The 13198-nt window shown below is 40.2% G+C and carries 7 protein-coding genes and 1 pseudogene; 5 read left to right on the forward strand and 3 right to left on the reverse strand.

The annotated features are described in order from the left end of the window. Nucleotides 1-58: 58 nt before the first annotated feature. Nucleotides 59-529, reverse strand: a complete 471-nt coding sequence (locus HT689_RS00005; protein WP_173227007.1) for an arginine repressor — start codon at nt 527-529, stop codon at nt 59-61. A gap of 16 nt (nt 530-545) precedes the next feature. Then, complete coding sequence (locus HT689_RS00010; RefSeq protein WP_173227008.1) at nt 546-2819, reverse strand: Xaa-Pro dipeptidyl-peptidase; 2274 nt, start codon at nt 2817-2819, stop codon at nt 546-548. Between the two features lie 345 nt (nt 2820-3164). Between HT689_RS00010 and HT689_RS00015 the strand changes: the two genes are divergently transcribed. The 3 genes from HT689_RS00015 to pyk all read left to right on the forward strand — a co-directional run bounded on the left by HT689_RS00015 (nt 3165) and on the right by pyk (nt 8920). Further along, a complete protein-coding gene (locus HT689_RS00015) occupies nt 3165-6266 on the forward strand; it encodes a DNA polymerase III subunit alpha (RefSeq protein WP_173227009.1) in 3102 nt (1033 codons plus the stop codon). 82 nt (nt 6267-6348) lie between these two features. Beyond that, complete coding sequence (gene pfkA / locus HT689_RS00020) at nt 6349-7356, forward strand: 6-phosphofructokinase (RefSeq protein WP_173280721.1); 1008 nt, start codon at nt 6349-6351, stop codon at nt 7354-7356. A 58-nt stretch (nt 7357-7414) separates the two neighbouring features. Further along, a complete protein-coding gene (pyk, locus tag HT689_RS00025) occupies nt 7415-8920 on the forward strand; it encodes a pyruvate kinase (RefSeq protein WP_112443566.1) in 1506 nt (501 codons plus the stop codon). A gap of 304 nt (nt 8921-9224) precedes the next feature. Here the strand turns inward: pyk and HT689_RS00030 are convergent, their stop codons facing one another. Then, nucleotides 9225-10211: an L-lactate dehydrogenase gene (locus HT689_RS00030; protein WP_000204727.1), complete on the reverse strand. Its 987-nt coding sequence runs from the start codon at nt 10209-10211 to the stop codon at nt 9225-9227. Between the two features lie 193 nt (nt 10212-10404). Between HT689_RS00030 and gyrA the strand changes: the two genes are divergently transcribed. Both gyrA and HT689_RS00040 read left to right on the forward strand, forming a co-directional pair. Then, nucleotides 10405-12873 carry a DNA gyrase subunit A gene (gene gyrA / locus HT689_RS00035; protein ID WP_173280724.1) on the forward strand — a complete coding sequence of 823 codons (2469 nt, stop codon included), beginning with the start codon at nt 10405-10407 and terminating at the stop codon, nt 12871-12873. Beyond that, nucleotides 12873-13198 (forward strand): annotated as a pseudogene (locus HT689_RS00040) (class A sortase); the annotation flags it as partial. The gene gyrA and the pseudogene HT689_RS00040, both read left to right, overlap by 1 nt.

A 13198-nucleotide genomic window follows, 5' to 3' on the forward strand; every position in this document is an offset into this window, starting at 1 on the left:
ACTAGAAACTACAGGGGGAGCTTTTGTATTTGAGTACGAGATAGATTTCTCTTTCTGTTTATTCACCAAAGAAAAATGGTGGGGCGAATTTTTTCAGTTCTTCAAAGCACTTTTGAGCAGCATCTGTATCTTCACAGATGATAAGGCAAACATCATCACCACAAAGGGTTGCGATAATATATTGGAAATCAAGAGCATCAATAATTGTAGCGAACGATTGTGCTAGACCAGGAAGAGTTTTGAGTAGGACTTGGTGCTGAATAGGTCGCAACATGATGAGGGCATCTTCCATATAGTTTTCCAAACGTTTTTCCCATTTTGAGATGGAACCATTATTAAGAACATAATAAGCGTTATCTTCTTCGCGGACTTTTGATAGGTTCATATTTTTGATGTCGCGTGAGAGGGTTGCCTGGGTCACTTGAATGTCGTTCTCAGCAAGAAGGGACTGCAATTCAGCCTGTGTATGAATCTTGTTTTTTGCGACAAGAGCGCGTATGAGTTGGTGGCGGTGTTCTGATTTATTCATAATAATGTAACTCCTTTCAGCAAGGTATGGTAAGCGTGGACTGAGCGAGGTCGACAGTCAGGTGGTAGTCAGTATTGTCACGTATGGTGATTTCAAAGTCAGTCGTATAGAGGACTAAACGAAGAGTATCTCCTTCTTTTAACTTGTAAATAGTTGGTTGCAGTTCAAATTGCACATCCATCCATTCATCTGCAGTAATATCCTCTACTAACAGTAAATTATTTCTATTTTGTAAATTAAGGTAACCTTTTGTCACGACTCGTTGTGCATCTGCTCTAAATGGCAGTTCACAGAGATTTTCCAACATGTGGTAGCGTCCATTATCAATGGTTTTAGCACTTAAAATAGCTGGATAAGATTGTAGGTATTTCTTTTGACCAAGTTCCAGTAGTTGAGCAGATAAAAGCCCCTTGTTTGTGCTGGATTTGATACGAAGATTAAGTTGGGCACGACCGTTCAAGTGAAGATCCTTAGTCACAGGAAGGTCAATAGTAATCTGATTGACTTTCCCTTGATAGAGTTCCGTATTGAAGGTCTGGTAGGTTTTACCATAGCGCTCAAAATCCTTATCTGGGTACTGGTTTTGAATAACTTGCTCTTCTTGACCAAGTGAGAAGGTTTCAAAGTTATCTTGCTCACCGAAGGTATCAAGTGATAACCAAGTCTGAGGAGCGGTATTGTCCTGCCAAATGACAGTAGGAAGTTGGAAATCTGTATCTTGTCCCAGTAATTTTTTAGTCAATAAGGCATTCATGGATTCACGGAAGTCAATTGATTGCCAATTGTTCATATACACATGGGCGCCATTATGGAAAAAGAGATGCTTGTGTATATGAGTAGGAAGAGCATGGAACATCTGGTAAACATGAAGTGGTTTGACATTCCAATCCTGAGAACCATGAGTAAAGACAAGCTCTGCCTTTACTTTATGGGCATTGAGCAGATAATTGCGGTCATGCCAAAACTGGTTATAGTCCCCAGTTTTTCGATCTAGCTGAGCTTTCACTTTTTCTAAGTCAGCTTGGTGAGCTTTATTGCCACGGATATAGTCGCCAGCCAAGAGATTACGAGAATAGGTTAGTTCAGCAAGGGAGTCAAAGTCCTCACCTGGATAACCACCTGGGCTAGTCACCAGACCGTTTTCACGGTAGTAGTTGTACCATGAAGAAATGCCAGCCTCAGCAATGATAACCTCTAAACCATCGATACCTGTAGTCGCCAGACCATTGGACATGGTACCTAGATAGGAAAGTCCAGTTGTAGCTACTTTTCCGTTTGACCAGTCAGCCTTGACTTGACGCTGGCGCGTATGGTCGGTAAAGGCACGGCAACAGCCATTTAGCCAATCAATGACATTTTTATAAGCCTCGATTTGCTGGTAGTCTCCGTTAGTCATGAAACCAGTAGAGTCTTTGGTACCAACACCTGAAACATAGAGATTGGCAAAACCTCGTGGAAGGAAATAGTCATTAAGAGTATAGCTAGAGTTGATGTGACTTAGCTTTTCCTCAGCTTCAGCCACAAGCTCAGCTTGACCTTGAGGTTGGACGAGATTGAGTTGAGGTTCCTCTAGTTCAATCTTATGAGCAGGTTTAACCTCAAGCTCGCCCTCCATCTTGTAGAGAGCCTTATCGCTTGCCTTGTCATTGGTTCCCTGATGATAAGGGCTGGCTGTCATGATGGCAGGGATTTTTCCATCAAAACGAGGACGAATAATGCTGACCTTGACTAAGTCTGGAAGACCTTTTTGGTCAGTATCGACACGAGACTCAACGTAAACCACTTCACGAATGACATCATGGCTGGAAAAAGTTGCTAAACTTTTGCCGTTAAAGTAGTGATAGTCATTATCCTCCAGAATAAGACCATCACTAACAAGTTGGTCGATAAGAGTATTTCCCTTTTTGGTGCGAGTATTGAGTAACTGATAAAGATTTTCAATCAAGTCACCATATATAATGGGAAATCCAGTTTCTTTACGAAAAACGTCACTATCTTCGAAGTCAACCAAATAAGAAAAGCCTAAAAGTTGAAAAGCAACAGTATAAAAAATATCTGCTGTCAAGTCTTTGTCAGATTTGAAAAAAGTTAATATGTTAGTTTCTTTATCTACAGCCAAGCAGAAGAGTGGATAGTCGGTGTTCTCATAAGTGAAAAATAAGCGACGTAAAAAAGTTTCCAGTAATTCCTTGGGATTGGCTGTGTTTTGTAAATCAAAGCCACATTTTTTTAGTTCAGATAAGATATTTTCTTTTGGAAAAGTGATATAACTATATTGATTAAAACGCATAGAACCTCCATATAGAATGATAGTTAAGGTTATTATATCAAAAAAAAAGCAGAAAGGGAATTGTTAACTGCAAAAGGAAATAATCCAATAAAAATGAATAAAGTGCTAAATTCAATATAGAGAACAGTGTAATAATAGACATAATAGGTATAATATAAAAATTCTAGGAGATTTATATTATATGTTTTCTATTTCATATATAATACAGTATAAATATCAAAAATGATGACAAAAATACAAATGAATAGAAAGTAAATTAGTAAGCTGATGAAATGTTTCTCAAGAGCAGCCTTTTATAGGTGAAAATGGTATAATATAGTGAGAAGGATAGAGGAGAAGTGTAAATTGATCGCACAACTAGATACAAAAACAGTCTATAGTTTTATGGAAAGCGTCATTTCGATTGAAAAGTATGTGAGAGCAGCTAAAGAATACGGCTACACCCATTTGGCTATGATGGATATTGACAATCTTTATGGGGCTTTCGACTTTCTAGAGATTACAAAAAAATACGGCATTCATCCTTTATTAGGGCTTGAAATGACAGTGTTGGTAGATGAGCAGGAAGTGAATTTGCGCTTTTTAGCTCTATCTAGTGTGGGTTATCAGCAGTTGATGAAGCTTTCAACAGCCAAGATGCAGGGGGAGAAAACTTGGTCAGTTCTATCCCAGTATCTGGAGGATATTGCGGTAATTGTGCCTTGTTTTGAAGAGTTTGAGTCGCTCAATCTAGGCTGTGATTACTATATAGGAGTTTATCCGGAAACAATAGCAAGCGAATTTCATCATCCAATTTTGCCCTTTTATCGGGTCAATGCCTTTGAAAGCAGGGATAGAGAAGTTCTACAAGTCTTAACAGCAATCAAAGAAAACCTACCCCTCAGAGAAGTTCCCTTGCGTTCACGACAAGATGTCTTTATATCAGCAAGTTCTTTAGAGAAACTATTCCAAGAACGTTTTCCGCAAGCCTTGGAAAACTTAGAAAAGCTTATTTCAGATATTTCTTATGATTTGGATACGAGTTTGAAACTGCCTCGTTTTAACCCAGCGAGACCAGCAGTAGAAGAGTTGAGAGAACGCGCTGAGCTTGGGCTTGCTCAGAAGGGGTTGTCTAGTAAAGAATATCAAGACCGTCTAGACCAAGAATTGGCTGTTATTCATGATATGGGCTTTGATGATTATTTCTTGGTTGTCTGGGATTTGCTACGTTTTGGACGTTCGAATGGCTATTATATGGGTATGGGACGGGGTTCTGCAGTTGGTAGCTTGGTTTCCTATGCCTTGGATATTACAGGGATTGACCCAGTAGAGAAAAATCTGATTTTTGAACGCTTCCTCAATCGTGAACGCTATACCATGCCTGATATTGATATCGATATTCCTGATATTTATCGTCCAGATTTTATCAGGTATGTTGGCAATAAATATGGCAGTAAACATGCTGCTCAGATCGTTACTTTTTCTACCTTTGGGGCCAAGCAAGCTCTACGTGATGTTTTGAAACGCTTTGGTGTTCCAGAATATGAATTATCCGCAATTACCAAGAAAATCAGTTTTCGTGACAATCTCAAGTCGGCCTATGAGGGTAATCTCCAGTTTCGTCAGCAAATTAATAGTAAGTTAGAATACCAAAAAGCCTTTGAGGTTGCTTGCAAGATAGAGGGCTATCCAAGACAAACCTCTGTCCATGCGGCTGGTGTTGTGATCAGTGACCAAGACTTGACCAACTACATCCCTCTGAAGCACGGTGATGAAATTCCACTGACTCAATATGATGCTCATGGAGTTGAAGCTAGTGGGCTTTTGAAAATGGACTTTCTGGGACTACGAAATTTGACCTTTGTCCAGAAGATGCAAGAGTTGCTTGCTGAAACAGAAGGGATTCACCTTAAAATTGAAGAAATCGATTTAGAAGATAAAGAAACGCTAGCTCTTTTTGCGTCTGGCAATACAAAAGGTATCTTTCAATTTGAACAACCTGGTGCCATTCGCTTGCTCAAACGTGTGCAACCAGTCTGTTTTGAAGATGTCGTAGCAACTACTTCCCTAAATAGACCAGGTGCTAGTGACTACATCAATAATTTTGTAGCAAGAAAGCATGGGCAGGAAGAAGTGACTGTTCTGGATCCAGTACTGGAGGATATTTTGGCTCCAACTTACGGAATTATGCTCTATCAGGAGCAGGTTATGCAGGTTGCTCAGCGTTTTGCTGGATTTAGTCTTGGGAAGGCTGATATTTTGCGTCGAGCTATGGGGAAAAAGGATGCCTCTGCTATGCATGAGATGAGGGCTTCCTTTATTCAAGGCTCCATAGAAGCTGGTCATACTGCGGAAAAAGCAGAGCAGGTTTTTGATGTTATGGAGAAGTTTGCAGGTTATGGATTTAACAGGTCACATGCCTATGCCTACTCAGCCTTGGCCTTCCAGTTGGCTTATTTCAAAACGCATTATCCAGCCATTTTTTATCAGGTCATGTTGAATTCTGCCAACAGTGATTACTTAATAGATGCACTTGAAGCAGGTTTTGAAGTGGCGCCTCTGTCCATCAATACTATTCCCTATCACGATAAAATTGCCAACAAGTCTATCTATCTAGGTTTGAAATCGATTAAGGGAGTCAGCAAGGATTTGGCACTTTGGATTCTTGAAAATAGACCTTATTCTAACATTGAAGATTTTATAGCTAAATTACCTGATAATTATCTGAAACTTCCTCTGCTAGAACCTTTGGTAAAAGTTGGTCTTTTCGATTCATTTGAAAGAAATCGTCAAAAAGTATTCAATAATTTAGTTAATCTATTTGAATTTGTAAAAGAGTTAGGAAGCTTGTTTGGGGATACAATTTATAGCTGGCAGGAATCGGAAGATTGGACAGAGCAAGAAAAATTCTATATGGAACAAGAGCTTTTAGGGATAGGTGTCAGCAAACATCCCCTACAAGCTATTGCAAATAAGGCTATTTACCCGATTACCCCAATTGGGAATTTGTCAGAAAATAGCTACGCTATTATTTTGGTTGAAGTTCAGAAAATAAAAGTAATTCGTACCAAAAAGGGTGAAAACATGGCTTTCTTACAGGTGGATGATAGTAAGAAAAAATTGGATGTCACTCTCTTTTCAGACTTATATCGTCAAGTTGGGCAGGAAATAAAAGAGGGAGCCTTCTACTATATAAAAGGAAAAATCCAGTCACGTGATGGCCGTCTGCAAATGATTGCACAAGAAATAAGAGAAGCAGTTGCTGAACGCTTTTGGATACAGGTGAAGAATCATGATTCGGATCAAGGAATTTCACGTATTTTAGACCAATATAAAGGCCCAATCCCAGTCATCATCAGGTATGAAGAGGAACAGAAAACAATCGTTTCCCCTCATCATTTTGTAGCTAAATCCAATGAATTAGAAGCGGAATTGAATGAAATGGTTATGAAAACGATTTATCGCTAAAAATACGGAAAATAGAAGAATTTTAAAATCAAATGTGGTATAATCAAGAAGAATGTTAAAAGAAAAAGGAGTATAAACCAATATGAAACGTATTGCTGTTTTGACTAGTGGTGGAGACGCCCCTGGTATGAACGCTGCTATCCGTGCAGTTGTTCGTCAAGCAATTTCAGAAGGAATGGAAGTGTTTGGTATCTATGACGGATATGCTGGTATGGTTGCCGGTGAAATTCATCCCTTAAATGCGGCTTCAGTAGGAAACATCATTTCTCGTGGTGGTACTTTCCTTCACTCAGCTCGTTACCCAGAGTTCGCTCAACTTGAAGGGCAACTAAAAGGGATTGAGCAATTGAAAAAACACGGCATTGAAGGTGTAGTTGTTATCGGTGGTGACGGTTCTTACCACGGCGCTATGCGTTTGACTGAGCATGGTTTCCCAGCTATCGGTCTTCCAGGTACAATTGATAACGATATCGTTGGTACTGACTTCACAATCGGTTTTGACACAGCGGTTACGACTGCTATGGACGCTATCGATAAGATTCGTGATACATCATTAAGTCACCGTCGTACTTTTGTCATCGAAGTTATGGGGCGTAACGCTGGTGATATCGCTCTTTGGGCTGGTATCGCAACTGGTGCTGATGAAATCATCATCCCTGAAGAAGACTTCAAAATTGAAGATATCGTAGCAAGCATCAAAGCTGGCTATGAATGTGGTAAAAGACACAATATCATCGTTTTGGCAGAGGGTGTTATGTCAGCAGATGAATTTGCTCAAAAACTGAAAGAAGCAGGAGATACGACCGATCTTCGTGTGAGAGAACTTGGACATATTCAACGTGGTGGTTCTCCAACTGCGCGTGACCGTGTATTGGCGTCACGTATGGGTGCCCATGCCGTTAAACTTCTTAAAAAAGGTATCGGTGGTGTTGCGGTAGGTATTCGTAACGAAAAAATGGTTGAAAATCCAATTCTTGGTACTGCAGAAGAAGGAGCATTGTTTAGTTTGGCAGCAGACGGTAAGATTATTGTAAATAATCCACACAAAGCTGATCTTGACCTGTCACAATTGAACAATTGCTTGTCATAATTCATAATTTAGTTAATAAGACCAAAAGGTCATATATATAAAGGAGTCACAAAAAATCATGAACAAACGTGTAAAAATCGTTGCAACTTTGGGTCCTGCGGTAGAAATCCGTGGTGGTAAAAAATTCGGTGATGACGGATACTGGGGTGAAAAACTTGATGTTGAAGCTTCAGCTAAAAACATTGCTAAATTGATTGAAGCTGGTGCTAACACATTCCGTTTCAACTTCTCACACGGTGACCACCAAGAACAAGGTGAGCGTATGGCAACTGTTAAACTTGCTGAAAAACTTGCAGGTAAAAAAGTTGGTTTCCTTCTTGATACAAAAGGACCTGAAATCCGTACAGAATTGTTCGAAGGTGAAGCTAAAGAGTATTCATACAAAACTGGTGAAAAAATCCGTGTTGCAACTAAACAAGGAATCAAATCAACTCGTGAAGTGATTGCATTGAACGTTGCTGGTGCTCTTGATATCTATGATGATGTTGAAGTTGGTCGTCAAGTTTTGGTTGACGATGGTAAACTTGGTCTGCGTGTGGTTGCTAAAGATGATGCAACTCGTGAGTTTGAAGTTGAAGTTGAAAATGATGGCGTAATTGCTAAACAAAAAGGTGTGAACATTCCTAACACTAAAATTCCTTTCCCAGCTCTTGCTGAACGTGATAACGACGATATCCGTTTTGGTCTTGAACAAGGTATCAACTTCATCGCGATTTCATTCGTACGTACTGCAAAAGACGTGAACGAAGTTCGTGCAATCTGTGAAGAAACTGGAAACGGACATGTTCAATTGTTCGCTAAAATCGAAAACCAACAAGGTATCGATAACTTGGATGAAATCATTGAAGCTGCTGATGGTATCATGATCGCTCGTGGTGACATGGGTATCGAAGTACCATTCGAAATGGTTCCAGTTTACCAAAAAATGATCATCACTAAAGTCAATGCTGCAGGTAAAGTTGTTATCACTGCAACAAACATGCTTGAAACAATGACTGAAAAACCACGTGCAACTCGTTCAGAAGTATCAGACGTATTCAACGCTGTTATCGACGGAACTGACGCTACAATGCTATCAGGTGAGTCTGCAAACGGTAAATATCCACTTGAGTCAGTAACTACAATGGCTACAATCGACAAGAACGCTCAAACTCTTCTTAATGAATATGGACGTCTTGATTCAGATTCATTTGAGCGTAACTCTAAGACAGAAGTAATGGCTTCTGCTGTTAAAGATGCGACTAACTCAATGGACATTAAATTGGTTGTAACTCTTACTAAGACAGGTCACACTGCACGTTTGATCTCTAAATACCGTCCAAATGCTGACATCTTGGCATTGACATTTGATGAATTGACAGAACGTGGATTGATGTTGAACTGGGGTGTTATCCCAATGTTGACAGATGCTCCATCTTCAACTGACGATATGTTCGAAATCGCTGAACGTAAAGCGGTAGAAGCAGGTCTCGTTGAGTCAGGCGATGATATCGTTATCGTTGCTGGTGTGCCAGTAGGAGAAGCCGTTCGCACAAACACAATGCGTATCCGCACAGTACGTTAAGAAAAATATAAAAACCTATCATATCCAGCTTTAGAGCTTGTGTGATAGGCTTTTTTGTATAGAGGGTAAAGCTTTTACTTTTGATTTTATGCAACTGTAGCTAAAGAGTAGATAGTTGCTTGTTCCATACTTTTTGTGATGTGAGTATAAATCTGATTGGCCGTCTTTTTGTCTTCATGCTCAGACCATGACCTGATAGCTTTTAAAGGGATGTTATTTTTTGAACGAAAATTTCATAAAAAGTTTAGTTTTAATACAGAAAAAAACAACTCCCTGATGATTCAAGGAGTTGTCTATAGTTAAATTAGTTTTTAGAAGCTTCTTGGAATTCTGGGTTTTTCCATGCTTCGTCAATAATAGCTTGCAATTCTTTAGCAGATGCTTGCATTTTTTGAGTTTCTGCGTCGTTCAATGGGATATTTACTGGACGAACAATACCATGTGCACCAACAACAGCTGGTTGACCGATAAAGACGTTCTCAACTCCGTATTGACCTTCTTGGAATACTGAAAGTGGAAGTACTGCGTTTTCATCGTCAAGGATTGCTTTAGTGATACGAGCAAGGGCTACTGCGATACCGTAGTATGTTGCACCTTTTTTGTTGATGATTGTGTAGGCTGCATCACGAACACCTTCGAACAATTCAATCAATTCAGCTTCTTGAACATTTTGAGTGTCTTTAAGGAATTCTTCAAGGTTTACACCAGCGATGTTTGCGTGTGACCAAACAGCGAACTCAGAGTCACCGTGTTCACCCATGATGTAGGCGTGCACTGAACGAGCATCTACATCCAATTTTTCAGCAAGTGCTTGACGGAAACGAGCTGAGTCAAGTGAAGTACCTGAACCGATAACGCGTTCTTTAGGGAAACCAGAGAATTTCCAAGTTGAGTAAGTCAAGACGTCAACTGGGTTAGCAGCAACAAGGAAGATACCTTTGAAACCTGATTCAACAACTTGAGTTACAATTGATTTGTTGATAGCAAGGTTTTTACCTACAAGGTCAAGACGAGTTTCACCTGGTTTTTGAGGCGCACCTGCAGTGATTACAACAAGGTCAGCGTCTGCACAGTCAGAGTATTGAGCTGCATAGATTTTTTTAGGTGAAGTGAAGGCAAGGGCATGACTAAGGTCAAGCGCATCACCAACAGCTTTTTCATGCAATTGTGGAATTTCGATAATTCCAAGCTCTTGTGCAATTCCTTGGTTAACCAGTGCAAAAGCGTAAGAAGAACCTACAGCACCATCACCGACAAGGATAACTTTTTTGTGTTGTTTAGTTGAAGTCATTGTTCTAAACATCTCCTTAATTTTATTAGGGGATTTTCCCCAGACAACTTCATTCTATCACTTTTAAAAAACTTTGTCACGAATATGCCTTATAGTTCTCAATGTAAACGTTTTAGTGGTTTAGAGGCTGAAATAGATGGGAATTTATGGTATAATGTTGTTACTTACTAATTGTGAAATGAGGCATTTATTAATGCAGGATAAAAATTTAGTGAATGTCAATCTGACAAAGGAGATGAAGACGAGCTTTATCGATTACGCCATGAGTGTTATCGTAGCCCGGGCTCTTCCTGATGTTCGAGATGGCTTGAAACCTGTTCACCGTCGCATTCTCTACGGAATGAATGAATTGGGTGTTACTCCAGACAAACCTCATAAAAAATCTGCTCGTATTACAGGGGATGTCATGGGTAAATATCACCCACACGGGGATTCCTCTATCTATGAAGCCATGGTCCGCATGGCTCAATGGTGGAGCTACCGTTACATGCTTGTAGATGGTCATGGGAACTTTGGTTCCATGGATGGAGATGGTGCTGCCGCCCAGCGTTATACTGAGGCACGTATGAGCAAGATTGCTCTGGAGATGCTTCGTGATATCAATAAAAATACAGTTGATTTCGTTGATAACTATGATGCCAATGAACGTGAACCCTTGGTCTTGCCAGCTCGTTTTCCAAACCTTTTGGTCAATGGAGCAACTGGTATTGCGGTTGGGATGGCAACCAATATTCCACCTCATAACCTGGGTGAAACCATTGATGCAGTGAAGTTGGTCATGGACAATCCTGAAGTGACCACTAAGGATTTGATGGAAGTCTTGCCTGGTCCAGATTTTCCAACAGGTGCCCTTGTCATGGGGAAATCAGGCATTCATAAGGCTTATGAAACAGGTAAAGGTTCGATTGTTCTTCGTTCTCGTACTGAAATCGAAGAAACTAAGACTGGCCGTGAGCGCATTGTTGTAACAGAATTTCCTTATATGGTCAACAAAACCAAGGTGCATGAGCATATTGTTCGCTTGGTTCAGGAAAAACGCATTGAGGGCATCACAGCAGTACGTGATGAGTCAAACCGTGAGGGTGTTCGATTTGCTATTGAAGTCAAGCGCGATGCCTCAGCCAATGTTATCCTCAATAACCTCTTTAAGATGACCCAGATGCAAACCAACTTTGGTTTCAATATGCTTGCTATCCAAAATGGTGTACCGAAGATTTTATCCCTTCGTCAGATTTTGGATGCTTATATCGAGCACCAAAAAGAAGTAGTTGTTCGTCGTACCCGTTTTGATAAGGAAAAAGCGGAAGCACGTGCGCATATCTTAGAAGGTCTCTTGATTGCGCTAGACCATATCGACGAAGTGATTCGTATCATCCGTGCTAGTGAAACGGACGCAGAAGCACAAGCTGAGTTGATGAGTAAGTTTAAGCTTTCTGAACGTCAAAGTCAGGCCATCCTTGATATGCGTCTTCGTCGTTTGACAGGTTTGGAACGCGATAAGATTCAGTCTGAGTATGATGATCTCTTGGCTCTGATTGCGGATTTGGCGGATATTCTTGCTAAGCCAGAACGTGTTTCTCAAATTATCAAAGACGAATTAGATGAAGTTAAACGTAAATTTTCTGATAAACGCCGTACAGAGTTGATGGTCGGTGAAGTCTTGAGTCTCGAAGACGAAGATTTGATTGAAGAATCGGATGTCTTGATTACCCTTTCTAACAGAGGCTACATTAAACGTCTGGACCAAGCTGAATTTACTGCTCAAAAACGTGGGGGTCGTGGTGTCCAAGGAACGGGAGTGAAAGATGATGACTTTGTTCGTGAGTTAGTGTCAACTAGCACCCATGATCATCTGCTCTTCTTCACAAATAAAGGGCGAGTTTATCGTTTGAAAGGCTATGAAATTCCTGAGTATGGTCGAACTGCCAAAGGGCTACCAGTAGTCAATCTCTTGAAATTGGACGAAGGCGAAAGTATTCAGACTATTATCAATGTTGAGTCTGATCGCAGTGATGATGCCTATCTCTTCTTTACAACCCGTCACGGTATTGTGAAGAGAACCAGTGTTAAGGAATTTGCTAACATTCGTCAAAATGGACTTAAAGCACTGAATCTTAAGGATGAAGATGAGTTAATCAATGTCTTGTTGACGGAAGGAGATATGGACATTATCATTGGTACCAAGTTTGGTTATGCAGTTCGCTTTAATCAATCAGCCGTTCGCGGCATGAGTCGTATCGCCACAGGTGTGAAAGGTGTTAACCTTCGTGAAGGAGATACAGTTGTTGGTGCCAGCTTGATTACTGATCAAGATGAGGTTCTTATTATCACAGAAAAAGGATATGGTAAGCGTACAGTCGCTACTGAATACCCAACAAAAGGTCGTGGTGGTAAGGGAATGCAGACAGCTAAAATTACCGAAAAAAATGGCTTGCTGGCCGGTCTTATGACTGTTCAAGGGGATGAGGATTTGATGATTATCACTGATACAGGTGTCATGATTCGAACCAATCTTGCCAATATTTCACAAACAGGACGCGCAACTATGGGAGTTAAAGTAATGCGCCTGGATCAAGATGCTCAGATAGTGACCTTCACAACGGTTGCAGCGGCAGAAAAAGAAGAAGTTGGGACAGAAAATGAAACAGAAGGTGAAGCATAATGTCTCAAAAAAATAATAAAAAGAAAAATAAACGAAAAAATCTGCTGACAAATATCCTAGCAGGATTTCTGATAGTACTGTCACTGGCTTTGATTTTTAATGCGCAAATTCGTGATATGTTCATGGTCTGGAATACCAATAAGTATCAAGTTAGCCAGGTATCAAAAGAAAAAATAGAAGAAAATCAGGATACAGAAGGAAATTTTGATTTTGATTCGGTCAAAGCGATCTCTTCGGAAGCTGTTCTGGCTTCTCAATGGGATGCTCAAAAATTACCAGTTATTGGGGGAATTGCAATTCCTGAATTGGAAATGAATTTGCCGAT

The sequence above is a fragment of the Streptococcus sp. 2342 genome (assembly GCF_013276795.1).
Taxonomy (GTDB): Bacteria; Bacillota; Bacilli; order Lactobacillales; family Streptococcaceae; genus Streptococcus.

What these genes read in the sequence shown, in the direction of transcription:
- HT689_RS00005 (WP_173227007.1), bottom strand. Translation starts at nt 529, where the DNA reads ATGAATAAATCAGAACACCGCCACCAACTCATACGCGCTCTTGTCGCA.
- HT689_RS00010 (WP_173227008.1), bottom strand. Translation starts at nt 2,819, where the DNA reads ATGCGTTTTAATCAATATAGTTATATCACTTTTCCAAAAGAAAATATC.
- pfkA (WP_173280721.1), top strand. Translation starts at nt 6,349, where the DNA reads ATGAAACGTATTGCTGTTTTGACTAGTGGTGGAGACGCCCCTGGTATG.
- pyk (WP_112443566.1), top strand. Translation starts at nt 7,415, where the DNA reads ATGAACAAACGTGTAAAAATCGTTGCAACTTTGGGTCCTGCGGTAGAA.
- HT689_RS00030 (WP_000204727.1), bottom strand. Translation starts at nt 10,211, where the DNA reads ATGACTTCAACTAAACAACACAAAAAAGTTATCCTTGTCGGTGATGGT.
- gyrA (WP_173280724.1), top strand. Translation starts at nt 10,405, where the DNA reads ATGCAGGATAAAAATTTAGTGAATGTCAATCTGACAAAGGAGATGAAG.